A 21230-nucleotide genomic window follows, 5' to 3' on the forward strand; every position below is an offset into this window, starting at 1 on the left:
GATTTAGGAATGCATTATATCTATTAATTTCATATTCTATATATTGTAGCTGCAAACTGTTTTTTAAAAGGGCATTTCTCCATTGCTTACAGCGGTTTTTTGGGTTTGAGATTGGGTATCAATTATTTGTTCTACAATTAAATCAATATCTTCATGCACCAAACATTTCTTTTGAACTGCTTTCAAACCACCAAGATGCCCATACAATAAAAGCATTTGCAATAGAGGTTTTTCAGCTTGATTTTCTTCAATTTTATTTTTCAGCTGTTCTGGATGGAGAATTTCCATAGTAATTCCATCACCATTCTTTTTAATAGTTAAACAGGGACTGTTCATTTCGCCCAGCAACATAATTTTAAATCCATACTCCATAACTGAGAATAATGAATCAATCTGGAATTCGGGTTGTTTTAATTTTTCTAAAAAGAGATGTTGATCACTTTTAGCCCCTACATTAACGCGAGCTTTATTGAAAAAAGAAGCTAAATACATTAAAGAGCCTTTATTATGATTAATTGTGAGTGTTTTTTCTCCATGAGTATCGACCGTAGCAATTAAAGGAGGAGTGATGCCTCGTGGGACATTCGTATTGTAAAAATCAATTTTTGTATTCGGTGCACAATGAACTAATAAGTTGAGGCTTGCCGTTTTATGCATGTGGAGTAAGCTGGTTGTATTGACATATCGTCCTTTATCCGCTGATCCACTTTCCTCTTGTCTTGCTCTATCATAGCAACGCTTAACCACTTGGGACATATCATCCAAGCAAGCACAGACTACAATAGAATTATTATTTCTTTCGACCAAAGCTTTTTGAGATGGTTTATAGGTTACCCCATCAACGATTACATTAGGCCTTTTATCTTTCTGAGCATGCATTCGTTCTTCAACGAGTTCACTGATTAAATAGGCGCTGTCTTGGGTGCGAATAAAGGCCTGATCGGTTTCTTGTTTTTCAAATTCTTCGGTAAATGGCATATAAATGCCTCGATAATCATCTGTGGCCAATGAAACATAATCTTTTCTATTTTCTTTTTTAATATATTGACTGGAAATGGTGCTCTTGCCACTTGCTGCCGGGCCTAAAAAAACAAAATCATGATTATCAGCGAATGGATAAACTGTTTTTTTCTCCAGCTTATATTTTTGAGCAAAACCATCCAGATTTTTATCCAAAAACTCGGACATCGTTTTGTTGACTAATTGTCTTTGGATTTTATTCTTTTCTATCACCAAGCATGAATTATATTTGAATGTATACTCGCTACTGTCTTTGCTCAAGGAGGGGTACAATTGTTCCATCCGCTCATGCGCTCTTTGCACGCAAAAGTGATGTACTTCTTCTTTATTCAGGGATTCATGAATTTTTGACCAAAAAGTCATTAGCTTCAAACCGCTCTCCTGTAATTCCAGAATGTCATGGAATAATTTTTGAGCGAGCTCATTCACCTCTTCAGTGTCAACGCGATAATCGGTTATTAAGCGTGCTGCGAGATGAAGCATCAACGCCGTTTGCAATTTGGGCACCAGTACATCAGTTAACCACTCTTCATGAGCTATATTGGCATGTGTTAACTGCTCTTGGATGTCCCCTTCCATAAAATTAGGCTGTAAAATTCGATTATAAGTTTCCTGCAACTTTCTTTCTTGAACACTCCATCGGTTAAAATCTTTAAGCGTTAAAACATGCCGCATATTGAAATGAGCTACTGCTGCCTCTCTTACCTCGCTTAATCTTCCAGGAACTAATTTGAATGTTCCCTGTGGAAGATCTAATTTTTCGCTCATTGGCTTCATGACTGCTACTTCCGAGCGCAAGGTTTCTAATGACAGCATTTTATGACCTTGATGCATGCCTCGCGTGATCCTGATGCTGTCTAATTTTTTTGGAGCAGACTTTGTGTGAACTGCTGGAGCTAATTCTGTTTTATGAGAGTGAAGAATATCAATTAAGGGTTTTTTTTCAGGTAAATGAATTGTTGCCATCTGTTTTTGTCCGGGGGAGGGGAGCTTCACTAAAGGTTTGGAAGTCAACGAGTTGTCTTGTTTCTTATTATAAAACTCAATTCCCGAAGTAATAACTTCCCTGGTAAATTCACTTACCTCCTGAATTTCCCCACTTAAATTTCCAGGGATCACATCAAGAATTTCATTATGGCGGTTATAAAGGATTGTCATGATATAATCATGAGGATTCAGGTGGGTATAAGCTATTTCACCTAATTTTGTTTTGCCTACAATTTCTGCAAAAGGTTGTGAATGAAATGATTCCTTACCCCGAACGATATAGAGAATCTTTACCTCGTTCATTCCACCAAATTTGATTGCTACATCAAATTTATCCGTAACAGAACGTGTTCCAGCAACCCCTGTAGCCGCCAGGGTAGATGCTGTTCCAGAGCGAATTTCATGCTTTTTAACATTATTTTCTTGCCCAGCTAATAAATGACTGTCCGCAGTATACTCACCAGTTCTCGTCATTTTTTTAGCAAACTGTATTGTTTCACCCACAGAGTCAGTAAAATGTCCGCCTCTAAAAACAACAGGTGCTGGAGTGATATTTAATTTATCATTTTGATAACTCTGTACGGTATGATAATGATGAACATCGTTTTTAAGATAGGCTGTAAGCCTCTGTTTTAGCTGTTCTCTAAAAACAATAGAAGGGTTTACAACAAGTCCTGATTCATCGGTTAAAATTGACTGCTCGTTTTTATTCTTTACATCACGAACCGAAACAAAATTTCTGTTGTTCACTATTCCATTAACTAAACTCACCAAATTTAATTTCCAAGTTCGGCCTTTCTCATGATCGTCTGGTATATATTGAATTAATTTATCACCTGATGAGTTGAATAGAATTCTTTTGATGAACTGTTCAAAATGACCTGTTGTGGAGGGTAATGTTTCTCCAGGATTTAAAAAAGGGGTGTCGCTATAGAATTGTTTTAGGACTTTTAAATGGAGGAACAGTGACGTTATTTTATTATCTAATTCTTTATCTTGTGCATGCGGATCATCATCAAGAGTAGCGATTATTGCGGTAATTTCTTTCACTAAGTCACCGACTGCATCGATCTCGTGTTGAAATTCTTCATTTATTTCTGTAGGGGCTTTCATCTCTTTTATCCAGGCGTCAAGTTCCTGGTTATAACGTTGGCAAGCCCCCGAAACCAATAGATCGTTTAAACGCTCCAAATTTCCCTGATTTAACCACTGATATAGAGTAAATTGATATCCTTCGTCTTTGACGAGATCGACTGCTGGTAAATGGGATAAAAATAAACTAGTACCCACATCGCTTTCCAAAAAATCAATTCCTTTATCTCTTAACGCTGCGGTGCTATTAAGGGCGATGTTCCCGGTATGGCCTCTTTGCGAGGTGATTTTCAACAGTTTAGGTAAATGACTTCTTAACTCTTCTTCGGTAGTTTTTTCGTCTAGGGTAAAACCAAGTTCACTAAAATTGATTGTGGCGCTAATTTCATTCCCAGAGGGATCAATGACCGCATAGTTTAGCTTGTCATGAAGTATTTCAAGGTACAAGGTATTGTTTTGTAGGGGGCCGGATTTTGGAAATTTGAAACTTAAATCATAACTAATGGACTGGAAAAATTTTAATAGAGTTTTGTTATCCATTTCGTTAGGAACTTCAACCTGATTATTTTTTATTCTATTTTGATTAAATTCGGCAGCAAGATGTTGGGTAAATGCCAAAAGGAACGATTCATATAAGGGTTCATTTGCTATAAAAGTAATGAATTGATAAAAATCATCTTCCTCAGTTATTTTTTTGAAATTAGGAAAGCTCTTGCTTAATTTCTTTTGTGTGTATAAAAAGTTAGTGAATACTTCATCGAATTGCTCGAGGCTGACAATTCCTGCCGATTTTAATTGTTTTAGAGTTAGCTCTGTAGATTTGTTCGCAGTACTATGTAAGGCCAGTTTTTGAATAAATAAAGAGTAATTTGGATTGTTTTGTAATTTTTCTATCGCTCGTTGCAAGCGTGCTTCATGAAAAGCTTCAATTCCCATGCCCTGAATCACTTCATCTTGGATATTAATTTTTTGTTTTTGAGCCTCTTGAAGAATAACCAGTGCTATTTCTGGTGCGATATTATCCCATTGATAAATTACCCCATCACTCGTTTGTTGTTGTGAATAGCTCGTAGCAGATAGATCAATTGCCTGACGCAAGGTTCGATGATACTCATAGCGAGGCAGATCCATATCAGTCAACAAATCGAAATTTATACGCTGCTTGGAGTATGGCTTGGTCATATTTATATCAATATGTTTAATTGCCGGCTAATAATTTATAGCATAAGATTATTAAGATTTTATTAAAAGGAGTCTTAATTTACCGCAAGAGACAGCAGTTTCTCCAAAAATAGGTATGAAGAATGAATTCAAATGAGTTAAGTGAAGTAGAATATAGTCAATTTATCAAATCGAGAGTAATTTTTAATTGATAGTCCATCGTTATTTTTCTAACCTCTAATTAACAGTACAGGAGTCTTGGAAATTCGAATGACCTCCTCGGCTACACTTCCTGTCAATATATGATGAATTCCTCGACGACCATGGGTCCCTATAACAATTAAGTCAGCAGAAAAACTTGTTGCTTCATCAACGAGTTTTTCAGCAATTTCAGCCTTAGAAGGGATTAACTCAGAAAGTTTCATTTCAAATTCTACTTTTGCACGACTCAGCATTTTTTTCATTGAATTTAAGACCTCCTGTCCTTGCTTTCTAGTGAGTTCAACAAATGATTCGCGATCGACATCACCTTCATACAAGGTATCAATTATATGAATCACGCGAAGTTTGGAGTTTTGATTTTTTGCAAGTTTAATGGCTTCCTTTAACGCTAAAGTGGAGGCTTTAGTATCATCCACAGCGACCATAATTTGTTTGTACATAGATGAGACCTCCTTGCCAGTAAAAATTATTTATTTAATAATCCATTCGCTTGCTTGCAATACCCCATTCTATATATCAGGGCGTTTAATCCAATTGATAATCCATTGACCTTCATCCGTTCGCTCAAGGCATGTGATAGTTCCCGGAACAAAAGCAACAAGAGCTCTTTCTTCATCGTGAACAACAAGTTTACCAACCAATTTGCCCATAAAAGGCATGTGCCCTACAAGCATGATATTATGTTGTAGCTGATTTATTTCAGTTACAACCGGGTTAACATCATCTAAAGGTTCCAGCCCTTGATGAAATTCGATCTCCCCGGAAAAGGCCAAATTGGATGCTAGTATTGACGCAGTTTGCTCGGCTCTACGTTTGCCACTATGACATATCCGAGCGATTTCTATTTTTTTATGATTCAGAAAATGCCCTAAATGCTCAATGTTAGCTATTCCTTTCTTGCTCAGTGATTGCTGGGGATCAATTTCTTTTCCCAGACTTTCTCCATGCTGAATGAGATATATTTTCATAGTGGTTCCTTCCTAACTGAAATTATAGCCTAATGAAAGTAAACTGAGTCGATTCTAACTGATTCATGAGGAGCTCCTTTTGAGCATGCTAAGAATTACGCCATTTCCACCAACCCAAATAAATTAAAGGAATGAGAAATAATGTAAGTATAGTTGAAGCAAAGGCTCCAAATATTAATGAAATGGCAAGCCCACCAAAAACAGGATCAGATAACATCACTGCGGAGCCTAAAATAATTGCAAAAGCTGTTAAAAGAATAGGCAAGAGCCGAACCACGCCGGATTCTGTGACTGCAGATTCGATTGAAGATCCGGCTCGCTGGTTCTCCAAAATAAAATCGATGAGTAATAAAGAATTTCGTACAACAATTCCTGCCAGAGCAATCACTCCAATCATGGAAGTAGCCGTAAATGGTTGATGCATAATCCAGTGACCGGGGAATACACCAATAATCGTGAGTGGAATAGCTCCCATAATAATCAATGGGATGAAAAAGGATCGATAAAACCCTGTCAGTAATATATAAATAAGTACAATTGCTACTATAAAAGCCGAGCCCAAGTCACGAAATACGTCTAAAGTTAAACGCATTTCACCAAGCCAAAGTATCTGATTTTTAGTAATATTCTGCGGTTGCTCTTCTGCAAAGCCAAGATTTCCAACGGTTAAATGGAGGTCGTGAGGCAGTTTTTCATTGTGCAGCATATGAGTTACGGTTGCTACCGCATAGGCTGGGCTTGAGTGCAGCATCTCACCTGTGACATAAACAACTTGATGTTGATCGCGGGTGAAAATGGGTTTTTCTTGGATTACATTTTTAAAATCAACTACCCTTGATAAGGGGATAAGTTGATTTTGCTGATTTAATAAATACAATTTTTTTAGAGATGTAATATTATTTCGCGTGATTCTGGGTAAGCGAAGTATGATATTTTCGGGTTCAAGAAGGCCTGGTCTGTGGCCATTACCTACCTTAACCCCTTTAAAATAACTACGTATATCGTTAGCCAGTGTGTTAGGAAGCAGGCCTGAGAAAACAGTAGCATTTCGATTAATCAAAATGCTGTATTCAGTTAAATCCTCAGTGACTGAATTATCAATATTAATCATTCCATAGATTTTGGGATAAAGGGTATTGCTGATGTATTGTCCCAGCTCTCTTAGATAATAGTAGTTTGGTCCATACAATCCTGCTTCCATTTGTGAGCGAACCGGAGGTCCTGGAGGACTTTCAAAAAGTTTGATATGGGCCAAAGGATAAGTATGACGCACTTCAGACAATGAATCATAAACCTGTTGGGCGATTTCATGCGATCCAATGGTTCGTTCGTGTTTGCTAATTAAATTAACGCGAATTTGCGCATAATGGGTGCCGCTGTTCATGGTATCCCCTCGAACCATCGCTGCAAAATCTTCGGGGGCTGCTTGTCCCAAAAAGAGCTGATAATTGGTTATAAAATGATTTTTGGCAAGAACGTTGGAAATATCGTCTGTAATCTTTAGGGTTTGCTCTAACGAGGAACCAGCTCCAGAGTTCACCTCAAGTAAAAAGGTATTCACGTTATCATCAGGAAGCATTTTAAGCTCAACACCTAAGGGACTCAACGGGCCATTACTACCTGATGGTCGGATGAACTGCCATAAAGGTTGCAACATCACTAGAAATAAAAGAACAAAAATAAAAACGTAAAATGAATAGCGTAACCATCGCGATCTTAAAAGCGCAGTAATAAGATAAATATAAATTTTATGTATAAAGCTTAAGTGGTGCTTTTCTTGGGAAATTACGATCTGGTTTTCTGAGTGCAAATAAGACCGGTGTTTTGTTTTTAGCCATTTATAAGCCAAATAAGGAACAACGGTATAGGCAATAATCAGTGAAGTAAGCATGGCCAGCGGCGCATTAAATGGGATAGGGGCCATAAAAGGGCCCATCATGCCTGAAACAAAAGCCATGGGAATTAACGCAAGAATGACAGTAAAAGTAGCAATGATGGTTGGTTTTCCTATTTCATTTGCTGCATATACGATCAACCGAGTGAGGTTATGTTGTGCTTTTTGCATCATATGACGATGGATATTTTCAATCACAACGATACTGTCATCTACCAATAAACCCAACGACAGAATTAATGCGAATAAGGTGATCCGGTTAATTGTTTGTCCTGATATCCATCCTATCCCAAGTACAATACAGAGAATCAGTGGTATGGAAAAAATCACTATAGATGCTTCACGCCAACCTAAAAACAGCATTAAAAGAAGTACTACAGAAGCGATCGCAATTCCTAAATGCTCAATCAACGTATTGACGGCGTCATTTGCATCGTCACCATAATTGCGTGTTACAGTAGTTGTTACATCGCTGGGTATCATGTTGCTTTCTTGAACGAGTTTTAACCGCTCAAGTAGTGCATTGGCGACAAGCACCCCATTGCTTCCTTTTTGGCGAGCCAGTGCCAGCGTCACTGCAGGTTTGAGTACTCCTGTGGGCTGATTCGAGGCGCTTGGGCCAAAGGCGAGATAGGAGCGAATATGTTCATCCGCTGGCGCTAACTCAACGCGAGCAACATCTTTTAATAAGACGGGTTTACCATTATCGACTCCAATGATGATTTTATTCAGATCAGCCGCAGAGATGAGATTTCCTTCGATACGTAAAGGAACTTCATGCTGTTCAGGCTCCAACTTCCCAGCATTCAGGCTGATATTATTCATCTCGAGCGCTTGTTTGATTTTTTGCAATGGAATGAAATGCGCAGCCATTTTATCAGGATCTAACCATACTCGCAGCGCGGAAGGTGATGCACCCATAACCCAGCTTTTACCTACTTGAGGTACCCCGCGTAATTGCTCGAGTACTTTGGTTGCCATGTTCTGCAGTTGAATGGAACTGTATTGCGAGGAGCTAAGCGTAATTGTCAACAGAGGGACATCATACAGACTGATTGATTGTATCAAAGGCATTAATGTGCCTGAAGGCATTTTATCCACATTGCTGTTGATTTGATTGTATACTTTAACCAGGCTGTTTTCTTCGTTTTCGTTTACTTTAAATCGTACTGTGACTAATGCATTGTCATTAATTGCCATGCCATAGGTATGATCTACTCCAGGAATAGATGCCATAAGTCCTTCCAATGGCCTTACAATTTGATGCAACATTTCCTGAGCATCACTGCCTGGACGACTCACGGAAATTGCAACAACAGGCACTACAATTTCAGGATTATAAGTTCGCGGTGTGAATTCTAATGCAAGCGCACCAAACAGCAGGGAGCTAAGAATAATGAGCAGCGTGAGTTTTGAGTGAATAAAGGCTCTAGCCATTTGGCCAGCACTGTTTAATAGCGGTTTATTTGGGATATTTTTATTCAAAATCCATGTGCTCCGATGCATTTTTGTTGAAAGAGTTGTAAAAACATCTTGTTAGTAGCAACTCCCATTTGTCCAATAAATTACACTATTTTATTTCTCTGATGGAATTAACTCATTCGTTAGCATTAACAATCGTCCTCGCGCAAGAATTTGATTGTATTGTGATTGGATACACTGATTTTTCGCTTCAGCCCATTTCATTTGGCTTTCCAACAATTGCCCAAGTGGTACTAATCCACGCCCATATCTTTTGCTAAGATGGCCTACAACTTTTTTTGCTTGCATTGCGTTAGCATGATGTGCTTGATATTGAACCATTGCAAGTTCTTCAGCGCGTCGTGCCTGGATAAGTGCAAGACGCAGTGCATTCGCAGTATCTTCTAATTGAAAAGTAGCTTGCTTTACCTCAGCAACCGCTTTTTGGACTGCTCCTGAATGTTCGCCTGAGCTAAATAATTCCCAATTGACACCAAGGGCAATGAGATTTGATGGAAGTCCAGCACCTACAGTATTCCCATTCCAATCCTGCCGTAATTGTAAGTTTACCTGCGGCTTGTTTGTTGCATTTACTGCATCAACATTGGCGCGACCCGCCTCTATGGTTGATTTAATGGCACGCAATTGTGCATTACGGATGAATGCCTTTTGTGTCAAGGCGGCAATCGTTCTTTTTGTTGTTGGAAACTGAACGGAATGTTTTGGAACATACAAACCTTCTTGATGGCCAATTAAGCTGCGGAACTCATCAAGATGGTTTTGCAATTCTGCTTGCGCTGCTATTAAAGATATTTTTACTGTCCTCAGATAAGTATCCGCGAGTAACAAGTCACTTTCTATGACCAGCGATTGCTTAAAAAGTGTTTTCGTTGTTTTGAGATATGCGGTAGCCGCATCGACTTCTTCTTTCGCAAGAACTATGAGTTTGTTGGTAGCAAGAACACCTTCATAAGCTTGGAGAATATCATAAGCTAATTGCATACGTGCTGCTTGATCACCGTGTTGAGCAGCACGAAGCAGGGCATTAGTATTTCTCAGTCTTGCGCTGGTTTCACCCCCTGAGTAAATGGGTACGGTTAGTTTAAATCCTGCGTTGTAATTACTGTAATACCCAGGTGAATCCAATGCTTGGGGCCTTACATTAATTGAACCGGGACCTGTGAATTGCCCCAGACCAAAATCAGCAAATGAAACATTGCCCTGGCTTAATTTATAACTAAAAACGTTTAAAGGATTATCACTGCGAGCAGCATTCATTTCCATGCCTAGCTTGGGTAACCCGGTTCCCCGTGTTTCTATAATTGCTGCTCTGGCTGATTCAATTTGGGCTTGGCTCGCACCAATGCGGGGATTGCTACTGAGTGAAAGTCGCACCGCTTCAATATAACTGATGGGTTTCACCACCTCAGCACTTACGAATGAAGACGCCAGGAACTGGCTTAGTCCCAAGAGCAATAATTTTTTTTGAACAGTTCCTCGAGTTATCACGCTATACACCTAATATAGAGACATTCAATTGGGTTGACAGAGGGGCACATCAGTTCTTAAATTCCCTGGAGAACTCGTTGTAGGCGAGCTTTTACCTCTTGGGCTAGCTGTTTAATCTCTGGTTTATTAACCAATTGGAGTATGGCTTCAGGATCCATGAATTCAACATGGACTTGTTGGTTATCATCCTGTCGGACAACAACATTGCAGGGAAGTAATAAACCAATAGATGGATCGGTTTCCAGTGCACTGTGAGCTAAATGGGGATTACATGCTCCAAGTATGCGGTAGGGCGGGATGTCTTTATTCAGTTTCCGCTTCATGGTTGCGGATACATCGATCTCCGTAAGAATCCCAAAGCCTTCTTTTTGTAGTTCATTTGTTACATGCTCAAGTGCTTGATCGAATGCGTAGTCGACTTTTTTGCCAAACCCGTATGAATTTCGCATGTCCTATCCTTGGTCTTAAGTGAATTGCTATTATAGCGATTTACATATTTTGTTGAAAGATTAATATGAAGCATAGATCATCTGTACTTATGAGAGATTTCGGGGAAAATTTATTGATCGATTATCGTTTGTTTATGACACCTATATACGATCTTGCCTGTGGCAAGTTCAATAATTTCTCCTTCCACCCCCGAATGTTCTAAATCACATTGTTGGCTTAGATGTACTTTCAACGCATCGATATTTTGTCCAGTAGTTTTAGAGATAATTTTGTTTTCAATTGTAACTCTGGCCTCATATGGGTCTTTCTGCCGGAGTGAGTTCATATCCAATACCTCCAATTTTCGTGTTCCTATATTTATTATAGTTAAACAGGTGCAAATAAATGCACAATTGGAGTTAAAATTGTTACCATCGACACAATTTAGCTGGCAGAAACAGGGGGTAAATCAATTTTAATTTTGCCGCCCCATGCAAGCCTGAGCGCATTAACAATTGCAATTGCATCAATTACTTCCTGAAGAATAGCACCAGTTACGGGAGTGATATAACCGACTGATGCAAAGCCCATCCCAATAACACTAAGTAGCATTCCTCCAACAGCGCTTTGTAATGCAATCTTGCGGGTATCCAAACTTAGGTGAATTAATTCATCTACCTTTTTCAAAGTATTTTCCATGATTACGACGCCGGCTGCCTCAGAGGTTATATTGCTGTATTGTCCAAAGGCAATTCCCACTGTTGCTGCGGTGAGTGCTGGAGCATCATTAATACCGTCCCCCATAAATACGGTGGGCGAGTTTTTTCTTTCTTCGCGAACAATGGCAAGCTTTTGTTCTGGACTTTGTGAGGCATGAATTTCTTTCAAATTTAACTGGGAAGCTAAATATCTAACCTCTGACTCACGATCACCGGATACCAGCATTATTTTTTTAAACTGGTGTGAAGGGGATAAATGGCTGATAAAGGATTTCCCTTCTTTACGCGGTGCATCATGAAAAACTAATGAGCCTATAAATTGTTCGTCATAGAGAATAATACATTCTAACCCTGGAGATTCAGGTGGAAGTTCCCTAGCGGATTCGGGTTTATTAAGCAGAAATTTATTACGACTGGTAACATGAATCTGATGATGCTCGATAATACCAATTAGCCCTTGTCCTGGTTTTTCAGAAACGTGAGAGGCGTCAAGCAATTTTAAATGACGCTCTTCAGCAGCTTTCAGGATTGCAGGAGCCAGAGGATGCTTTGAATAACGTTCTAAACTTGCAGTGTATTGCAAAATGTGATCTGAATTCAGGGATGTGTTTTGGGCAACATGGATTTCTGATAATGCGGGTTTACCATAGGTCAATGTTCCTGTTTTATCGAAAATCGCAGTGCGACAGGTCGGTAATCGCTCAAGAACGGTTGGGTCACGAATAATAATACTTTGTTTTGCCGCCATAGAAATCGCACTAATCAAGGTAATGGGAATGGCAATGAGTAATGGGCAAGGTGTGGCGATGACGATTACGGCGAGAAAGCGCATCGAATCCCCGGTGAGGTACCAGGCAGCACAGGCAAAGATCAAGGCGAACGGAGCAAAAATGGCGCCGATCTGGTCTCCTAATCGTCGTAAAGAAGGTTTTCGTTGTTCTGCTTCTTTAAGTACCTCAACAATAGCTGCATAACGTGAATCAGAAGGGAGTCTGACTGCCTGAATAGTTAAAGGAGATTCACCATTGATTGCACCCGAAATCACAGAAGTTCCAGGCGCTTTGGAAATCATATAAGGTTCACCTGTCAGATAGGATTCATCCATCATGCCATGTCCTTCCACAACGTTGCCGTCGACGGGACAAATTTCATAGGGATAGATAACAATGTCATCACCAATACGAATATCATCTAGTGAGATGTCTTCAATTTGATCTTTTGTTTTTCGATGGGCTTTAGTGGGCATACGCGCGGCGAGGGCCATTAGAACAGAGGATGCCTTACGCATGGCATATTGTTCCAACGTTTGTCCACCAGCCAACATGAGAATAATGAGCGCCACAGCCAGGTATTCATGGAGGAGAGTACCGGTGACTAAAGCAATAGCGGCTAAGGAGTCTGCACCTAAATTACCTTGAAATAGTTTACCTACGATTTGTAAAAATAAGGGGATGCCTCCAATGATGATAATGATCAATAAAGGCACTTCAGCTAATGGAGCATTCATTATTTTCATCACGAGGTATAAGAAAATAGCAATCAATGAGAGGAAAACCAAAATCATTTTCCATTTCGATGCTATTGATAAAGAGAATGGGTTCATTGTTTTGAGTTTGAGATTTGGTATTTTTAAATAATAGTCAAGGAGTTATGGAGATTCAAGAAACTCGTCATCCCTCGTTGTACTCGGGATGACGGCAAAAAAAATCCCGGGTTCCACTAACGCTTCACCCAGGCTACAAGGATTAGTTACACATACTCTTATACGCTGCAACCAAACTATTAGGATTAGAAACAGGTAGGTCGGTATCAGCGCTCCACATAATGGCACCTTTTAGTTGTTTATTCTTGATAAATCGGCATACCTCCTTTACTACCTCGGGAGATTGATAGCCAATAAATTGTTTGGTTGTTGCATTGTAGAGATAAGAACCGGTAATAAAAGGGTTATTGTTCTCATCGAAGGCATTGACTCGATAGCTCTTATAATTGAGTTGGTTTACCACTTTATCTACAGATTTATAAGGGAGTAGACCATCTTGTATTGAATACTCAGTGGCAAAATGGCTTGCCCCAGTCCAAGGTTGTTCAAAACCAGGAAGATCAGGATTTTCACCAGACGCTACCCCGGAAAATCCTCGGCCATAGGCTGCTAAACCTACTTGCAATTTTTCTTTAGGCATACCGTATGCAAGAACTTGTTCGGTAATGGAGTCTGTTGCATAGTTAATCGCAAACTCATCCTTATGATTGGTGTCCGGTTGCTTTAAATAGGCATGTACAGCGGTATAGGGATCACTACTTTGTGACCAAGGGCCATGTAAATCATAGGTCATTAAATTAACGCTGTCGGCATAATTGGCGATTTGTTTAAACCAGCCGCCATCAACCGATTGATTGATTTTTTCCAAATATTCTTTATTCACCGTGATGGTTACAGAGATATAGGCATCTTTTCCTAAGGTTTGTCGGCTGGCTTTGACTAAATCAAAAAGATGTTTGTAGTCAGCCAGAGTATTGGCATCAGGAGGTAATTGGCCACCTGTTTGCAAATCAATAGGGGGTTCAAAATCATAATCAATTCCCTTTAAATTTTTAAAATGATTCATCCAGGATTTAAATTGATTTAAAAATTTATCTTGATTGGCGAAGATGGCAGCAAATGTAGCGGTGCTGATTCCTTTATTTTCTACTGTGTTGGCACCACCAATTGCAATGATGCGTTTGGCAGTATATTTATTGGAATGAATAAATGCACCAAAACTGTTGAGTTGTCCCACACCTTTTTGGTCTGTGTAATTAAATAATTCTTTTTGTCCGGTGTTGCCATTCATTTGTATGGAAGTACATGCACCTTGATTTGCGGTACAAAAATCAAGGAAATCTTTAGTTTCTGGTGGTAAAGGTGAGATCCAGGAACCTTCCAAAGGCAGCTCACCCCAGAGATCTGCAAAATGCATTAAACCATCCCAGCTGGAAGGGATTTGATATTGAGCCTGGTTGGGGTCTTTGCTATTCCATACTTGTAAAAAACTCCAGGCGACTACATCCGCTTTATTGAATTGAGCGACCATTTCCGGATTGTACACATAAGCTAACTGTCCATAAGGCCGACCTATTTTGTAAGCCCCATCATACTCGTAAGGATTTTGGCCATACATAGACCAATTGGTCGTGTATAAAGTTAAGCTTGCATTTCCTACTATAGGAGTTAGGGAAGCAGTAATTGTAGTTAATTGAATAATTTTCTTAAAAAAATTCATTATGTATCTCCAATGAACAGGAAGTTAAATTTTAATCCCGTCAATTGGTCATTGACCACTGTCAATTGTGACAGGGGGATCATAAGACTAATAATTGATATTCTAAGGCCTTAGCCAAGGATTGATATTTATTCTTAGTACCTAATTTTTTATTGATTTTTTGGATATGGAAATTAACAGTTCGTTCACTGATTTCAAGCCGTTGAGATATCTCTTTGACGGAATGTTGTTCTGCGATCAGCAGCAAACATTGAATTTCACGCTGGGTTAAATGGAAAGCTTCTTTCTCACTAATTTGATCGAGAAGATGAGTTTGGATGTAGTGATAGTAGAGATGCGCAGTAACAAAAAAATCATAGTGTGCACGGTTATCCTGCAAATTACAGTGCTGATTTTGCATTTGCACCAATAACAAAATGGCAAAATTATTATGTGGACCATGGATAGGGATTGATAAGCCTGCTTCTGCGCCAAACGCAATTGAGTCCTCGCGCATTTTACGTTCTGACTCACTGGCTGCTTGTGCCAATTGCTGTTTTAAATTCCAATAAATTGGTAAATGATTGTTATAAACAAAATTCATTGTACTATCAATATCTTGGTATTGTTCTGCAAGGTAGTGTTGATGCCAGGCTTTGAAATTGGCGGAACACATATCATATTTTAAACGATTGGCTGAATTGGGATGATATGCATAATAAGTAAATGAAAAGGTTGTAATCCCTTTTTTATTTAAATAATAACTCAAGGCAAGATCACAATCAGCAAGTGAGCATGCCTGTACTAATTGATTCTCTAAGGTTACAAGTAAGTCAGTCATACTGATTCATCATTCTAAAGGTTATTATGACAAGCATTATATTTGCTGCAAAAATATAAAGGAAAAAAACAGAATAACCGAGTTGTTGCTCCATCCACCCACTCAGTGCACCAAAAAACACATAACTTGAGGCCATGATGGAGGTACAAACAGTGTACATGGACATTGGGTAGGCGCTTTTGTTGGCTGCTTCCAACAGATAGCCCATATAGGTTCCATTGGCCAAACCTACAGTGAATTGATTCAATAAAATAACCAGATAAAGTAGGTTATGGTTTGCATTAAAAAGGGGAAACAAAAGATAGAGTGAATGACCAAGGAGCAAGAGTACCGTTACCTTTTTGATACAGAGCTCCAGTTTATAATGAGTAATAAGCCAGCCCGACATAAAAATACCTAACATCAATAGGGTACTTCCAAAAATCCCATAGAGCTCTCCAACTTGATATAAGTTGAGCGCTAATCCCTCTTGATCCAATAAAAATAAAGGGATGATTTTTTGCATTTGCGCTTCGGAAAAATTATAGAAAAAAATAAAGAGTAATATAGGATAGATTTTTTTATTAAAGAAAAGCGTTTTAAATATTTGCTGATAGTTGGGGTTAATCGATTCGATTCGTGAGTCGTTTTCTGGGATTTTCACTTTGTGGTAACAGGTCAGCAGAAGCCCTATGACAAATAAGCTGAGAAAAAATATTCGCCATACATTAAATTGATAGTGCAAGGCGAGGCCGCCAATGAGGGCCAATAGGCCTCCTTTAATAAGCAACCTTCCCATTTGATAAAAGAAACTGCGCCAAGCAACGTATCTTTTTTGTTCCTCATTATTTAACAGTAAGTAAATACCATCAGAAACACTATCATGAAGTGAAGAAATAAAGGCAAGACTTGCAAAACCTAATGAACTCAATATTAGAAAATAGGGCGTATCGATGCCAAATGCCATGAACATAAAAAGGAAGCTCAAGGTGGCTTGTGCATAAAGGGTTAATTTTTTTTTGGTAGCACGATCTTCCAAAAAAGGTGTAAACAGCGGTTTAATTGTCCAAGGGATCATAAATAAGCTGGTCAAAAACGCAGCTTGGGTATTGGTCATCCCATATTGTTGAAACATGATGGTTGCGATCAACGTGACGACCACATAGGGTATACTTTGAAAAAAATAGAGACTGGCTATCCATTGATAGTTCTTTGGGGATACTGAGGAGGACACGAGTTAATTCCAATCTATTGTTGTCCATATTGTAACATAATTGATCATTAATGAAAGGTAATCGCTCACCAAATTATGCCTAGCTATGCCCAAGATACTGAAACCGTTTTGGTACTACGCTACGCATAGCACCGATTTTATCTCCAAATCCTTAAGTAGGCATTCATTTGACGGGTCTTAGGAGGGCTCTGTTACAGGATAAAATTCGTTATCACACTCTATTTCTATTCTCATTCTGGAAATATAACTCTCTAAGGATTGGAATTGTTCTTCAGGGTGCTGGTTTATTATTTTCTGTATTCGTTTTGAAACATGGAGCATGTCTTTAGCGTTTATGGATTTGATGGTGTATTGAAAACTCATATTCTCATTAATGTATGAGACCATTTCTTTCATGTTCGCGGGAACTTTTACATCGACGATGGGTTTGGCAGAATATAACTCAAAATAGATGCTTTCTTTCTCTAAATTAGAAACAGCGGGATTAATCAGTCGCGCTAATTTTTGCAGATGTTCAGAGAGATTTGTTTTACACGATTTCGCATCCATTAGCCATGCTGCAAGGGAAAAAGCATTATCTTCCATGTCATACGCTACGTTAGATTGATAAATGTACCCCAAAACTCCTTCCGTTTTTTTTTCGCAAGCCAACATCACATAAGAATGTCCAGGAATATCAATGCGAATAATTTTGGGCAAATCATTTTCGAGTGCCTCAACGAGCGGGGTAAGAGATTCAATTCCCTTTTTTCCCGTTATCATGATATCGCCAGTCAACAGCTTACAAAATGCATTTGCAATATCACCACATCCCACTGGTGCAAAAATAGCCTCGGCTATGGGGGTAGTGAGCAGTCCAGTTCTTTCCATTGTTAAGAGTATTTTGACTGTGGATTCTATGTCTACTCCGCATATCGCTAAATAAAGTCGAGCATCTGCCACACTATTAAAACGCTTCGCATAGGCACTTAAGACCATTTTTCGAAAGACGTAATCAAAGTTATCTATGGAAAAATAGCCATTGGAAGCGAAAAATGCAGATTTGCTTTGCATGAAAATGGAATAAAGTTGTAAGTTATTATACAATATTGCAACTTTTTGTTATGTGTTGCAAGAATCGATAAACATTATTATGCGTGAAACTAAAAATTATAAATTTTTTACAGAAGTTAATACATTTAAGATCCATGTCCAAGCGATACTTAATCGTCTAAGAAAACAAAATGATCCTAACCATATCGTTTCTGCGATTAATCTGATTCTTGAGGGACAACTCAATAAAGCTGTATCTTCGGCAGAAATTATTACTCTAGATTCTCTTTTTCATCATCCGGAGCAATATATTAAGAATATGGATCCAAAAGCCAAAGAAGCCATTCAATCTGAAATTGAAAAAATTCTAAAGAATTTTATCACTGAATTTAATGAGGATACAATTTGCTCATTCACCGCACCAAGAGTTTGAGAACGGGTGGTCTAAGTTCACGTTGTTGGTGGGTACTGTTTTTCTCAATTATTTTCATCTTCTTCAATCCAGCAGTCGCTAGGACCACCTGGAGGTTTTGGGCGGTTTGGTAATGGCGATGGATGAAATTTTGCTCCGTTTTCATTTTCAGTAAAGTCAATTGCTTCTTTTTTTCGATGTGAATTGATCACTCTGTTTAAGGTGTCAATAAGATTTTGATTTTTAAATAGAAAGAAGAGATCGTTATCTTGGACCGTTTCATCTAATTCGCACTTATCCTCTATAAATGAATCTGCATCGATTTTATCGCTAAAGTGAGCAATTTCAGTTTTTTCCTGTACGTTTTCTGGCTTGCTCAGTACCATGAATGGAAGCTGGATAAGATTAAGATCTCCATTGCCCTCTGCATATTTTGCATAAGCTATAGAGACATTTTCATTATTTAACACATGCAATAATTCAGAATCATCGTAGATTCTATAAATAATTTTTTGCTTTTCTTGAGCTGAATTCGCGACCTTTTTAGTAATAAATACATTCATATTTTTTAATTCATCGAACTCAGCAATGAGTTTTTCTTCGCCGCGCGCAAATTGCTCTGTAATTTTATATCGCATCATCAAAGCTCATTAGTTACACAATAAATTATATCATAACTGATCAAAAAGAAGCCTTTGTACCTATGTCTAAACGATTTTAAGGCAACGTACTCCAGCCTCATTGCTGCCCTAAGCTTTTTTAATGATCTGCACATAACTCTTTCCATCATCTCCAGTGACAACGCCATGAATTTCAGTTGCAAAACCTGGTAGTGCTTCTCCTATATCATCCAGCATGAGGAGAAAATCAAGAATCACTTCGCTGTCATCAGTAATTTGTTCTCCTGGCATAATTAAAGGAATACCAGGTGGGTAGGGCAGGATCATTGCAGCAGAGATTTTATCTTTCAATTGGGATAGGGGGATCAATTGTGTTTCTTGCCGAATGAGTTTTTGGTAAGCCTGATGAGGTGTCATGACGATTTTAGGCAATGTATCAAAAGCATGATACATCACTTTGGGTAAATTATGTTTTTGCATTAAACCGTGGATGGTTTTAGCCAAGGATTGAATGGACATCTTTTCATAAAATTCAGGATGTTCTTGATACAACTGAGGGAGTAGGACTTTGACCGGTACATTTTCATCATAAAGTTGTTTAAATTTATTTAAAGCAGCCAATAATGCCATCGATTTTGCGCGAGTAATTCCCAAACTAAATAAAAACAACATGGAATAGGGGCCTGTTTTTTCAACAATAATTCCATGGGATGCAAGAAATTTTTCGACAATGACAGCTGGAATTCCCCAATCATCGAGCTCATCATTTTTGATTCCTGGTAAAAGTAAGGTTACCTTCACTGGGTCTAAAAACAAATGGTCTTCGTCTACGTGATGAAAACCATGCCATTTTTCATTGGGTTTTAAGGGAAAACAGGATGATTTTCTTTCTACTGTCGGTTGCCACACGTCAAAATACCAATCGGTACTTTGTTTTTTTAAGCGTTTTACTTCCATGCGAAAGTCTATTGCTAATTCAATCGCTTCATTGATTAAATCATAGCCTTGATTACCGGCCATCATTGCCGCAGAGACTTCACAACTGGCGACAAGAGGGTAAAAAGGAGAAGTACTCATATGCATCATGTAATTGGCATCAAGAATGGCCCCATCGAAAGAGCCTTTAATGTGGATCATGGATGATTGACTGAACGCTGCCAATAATTTGTGGGTTGACTGCGTTTCAAAAATCACTTGATCCTTTTGTGGCGTTAAACTGAGCCCAAATTTTTCAGCGTAAATGGGATGAAAATTGGTGTAGGGAACCCAGGCACTATCAAAATGCAAATGTTTTACCTTGAGCTCGTTTTGAAGATTTTCAACCTTATAAAGTATACCGTCGTAGGTCGAGTTAGTAATGACCGCGTAGGTAGGCCAAGCAGTAGCTTCTGGATGTTCAAGAATTTTATCGTGGATCGCTTGTTCTGTGTATTCTGATTTAGGTATCCCACCAAGAATTCCATAAGTATTTCGTGTTGGTTTTAGATAAATAGGGATAACATCGACCATCATCAAAAAATGGGCGATTGATTTATGACAGTTACGATCAATCACTACGGTATCGCCGGAAGTTGCCGAATACATTCCCACTATTTTATTGGATGTTGATGTGCCATTCGTTACAATTAATGAACGATCACTTTTAAAGATATTGGCTATAAACTGCTCTGCATCACGTTGAGGTCCTGAATGGTCCAGTAAGCTTCCAAGCTCTTCAATTGAAATTGAAAGATCAGCGCGAAAAATATTTTTGCCAAAAAAGTCATAAAATGCGGCACTGGTCGGATTTTTTTGAAATGCTGTGCCTCCTAAGTGCCCGGGTGTACAAAATGCATAATTCAATTCATGCACGTAATGCATCAGCGCTTTGGTAAATGGAGGTAAAATCTCTTGTTGATATTTTTCGATGGCAAGTAATATGCGTTTAAAATCATCGTGTGCTAAGTTTGCATCATATTGCAAAAAGTCCAGAGTGAGATCAAAGTCACTCAGATTAATGTCAATGGAGGCATGTCTATTCGCCATTGCAAATATAGGTAACAATTTATTATGACTCGAAAAATGATGTAAATCATCAAATCCAAAATCATCCCAATCATAAAGAATAGTAACAATTCGTGGATTTAAACTGCTCACATCATAAGCATCTTTTAATGAAGTACATACAGTGAGCTCGTAGTTTCTCTGTGTTAAAAAATCTTCGAGTATACTGATAAAATGCTTTTTGTAATCTTCAATTTGTTGTGCATAGACAATAAGAATATGATTCATTTGCAATCCTTTACATCGATTAGATCCATAAAATCTACTTTAGCTCATGAGAACGCAAATAGTATATTATTTAATGAGCGGTTTTTTATTTAATTCAACATGTTGTCTTAGACCCCAGGTCAAAATGGAGAGCTTAT

The 21230-nt window shown here is 38.5% G+C and carries 15 protein-coding genes; 1 reads left to right on the top strand and 14 read right to left on the bottom strand.

Annotation, left to right across the window (positions count from 1 at the left end; genetic code table 11):
- Positions 1-63 precede the first annotated feature (63 nt).
- The 12 genes from ACF8MK_RS10310 to ACF8MK_RS10365 form a co-directional block, all read right to left on the bottom strand.
- Complete coding sequence (locus tag ACF8MK_RS10310; RefSeq protein WP_392536577.1) at positions 64-4281, bottom strand: hypothetical protein; 4218 nt, start codon at positions 4279-4281, stop codon at positions 64-66.
- Between the two features lie 209 nt (positions 4282-4490).
- Entirely contained in the window at positions 4491-4922 is a 432-nt protein-coding gene (locus ACF8MK_RS10315) for a universal stress protein (protein ID WP_392536578.1), read from the bottom strand.
- Between the two features lie 69 nt (positions 4923-4991).
- Positions 4992-5450 (bottom strand): phosphohistidine phosphatase SixA, encoded by a 459-nt coding sequence (gene sixA, locus ACF8MK_RS10320; RefSeq protein ID WP_392536579.1) that lies wholly within the window; start codon positions 5448-5450, stop codon positions 4992-4994.
- A gap of 88 nt (positions 5451-5538) precedes the next feature.
- Positions 5539-8829 (bottom strand): efflux RND transporter permease subunit, encoded by a 3291-nt coding sequence (locus ACF8MK_RS10325; protein ID WP_392536580.1) that lies wholly within the window; start codon positions 8827-8829, stop codon positions 5539-5541.
- A gap of 90 nt (positions 8830-8919) precedes the next feature.
- Positions 8920-10314 (bottom strand): TolC family protein, encoded by a 1395-nt coding sequence (locus ACF8MK_RS10330; RefSeq protein ID WP_392536581.1) that lies wholly within the window; start codon positions 10312-10314, stop codon positions 8920-8922.
- Between the two features lie 56 nt (positions 10315-10370).
- Positions 10371-10763 (bottom strand): DUF302 domain-containing protein, encoded by a 393-nt coding sequence (locus ACF8MK_RS10335; protein WP_392536582.1) that lies wholly within the window; start codon positions 10761-10763, stop codon positions 10371-10373.
- A 110-nt stretch (positions 10764-10873) separates the two neighbouring features.
- Positions 10874-11089, bottom strand: coding sequence for a hypothetical protein (locus ACF8MK_RS10340; RefSeq protein WP_265702721.1), 216 nt, complete (start codon positions 11087-11089; stop codon positions 10874-10876).
- 98 nt (positions 11090-11187) lie between these two features.
- Positions 11188-13065, bottom strand: coding sequence for a heavy metal translocating P-type ATPase (locus ACF8MK_RS10345; protein ID WP_392536583.1), 1878 nt, complete (start codon positions 13063-13065; stop codon positions 11188-11190).
- A 142-nt stretch (positions 13066-13207) separates the two neighbouring features.
- Positions 13208-14725 (bottom strand): glycosyl hydrolase family 18 protein, encoded by a 1518-nt coding sequence (locus tag ACF8MK_RS10350; RefSeq protein ID WP_392536584.1) that lies wholly within the window; start codon positions 14723-14725, stop codon positions 13208-13210.
- A 79-nt stretch (positions 14726-14804) separates the two neighbouring features.
- The gene (locus ACF8MK_RS10355; RefSeq protein WP_392536585.1) at positions 14805-15545 is read right to left on the bottom strand and encodes an autoinducer binding domain-containing protein; all 741 of its coding nucleotides are present in this window, start codon (positions 15543-15545) and stop codon (positions 14805-14807) included.
- Positions 15538-16758: an MFS transporter gene (locus ACF8MK_RS10360; RefSeq protein WP_392536586.1), complete on the bottom strand. Its 1221-nt coding sequence runs from the start codon at positions 16756-16758 to the stop codon at positions 15538-15540. The genes ACF8MK_RS10355 and ACF8MK_RS10360 overlap by 8 nt, the downstream gene beginning before the upstream one ends.
- Positions 16759-16935: 177 nt before the next feature.
- Complete coding sequence (locus tag ACF8MK_RS10365; RefSeq protein WP_392536587.1) at positions 16936-17844, bottom strand: hypothetical protein; 909 nt, start codon at positions 17842-17844, stop codon at positions 16936-16938.
- Between the two features lie 46 nt (positions 17845-17890).
- Between ACF8MK_RS10365 and ACF8MK_RS10370 the strand changes: the two genes are divergently transcribed.
- Positions 17891-18223, top strand: coding sequence for a hypothetical protein (locus ACF8MK_RS10370; protein WP_392536588.1), 333 nt, complete (start codon positions 17891-17893; stop codon positions 18221-18223).
- A 44-nt stretch (positions 18224-18267) separates the two neighbouring features.
- Here ACF8MK_RS10370 and ACF8MK_RS10375 read toward each other — a convergent pair whose 3' ends face one another.
- Positions 18268-18843 (bottom strand): hypothetical protein, encoded by a 576-nt coding sequence (locus tag ACF8MK_RS10375; RefSeq protein WP_392536589.1) that lies wholly within the window; start codon positions 18841-18843, stop codon positions 18268-18270.
- A gap of 108 nt (positions 18844-18951) precedes the next feature.
- Complete coding sequence (gene ldcC / locus ACF8MK_RS10380; RefSeq protein WP_392536590.1) at positions 18952-21093, bottom strand: lysine decarboxylase LdcC; 2142 nt, start codon at positions 21091-21093, stop codon at positions 18952-18954.
- Between the last annotated feature and the right edge of the window lie 137 nt (positions 21094-21230).

The organism is Legionella sp. 227 (genome assembly GCF_043161935.1).
GTDB lineage: Bacteria > Pseudomonadota > Gammaproteobacteria > Legionellales > Legionellaceae > Legionella > Legionella sheltonii.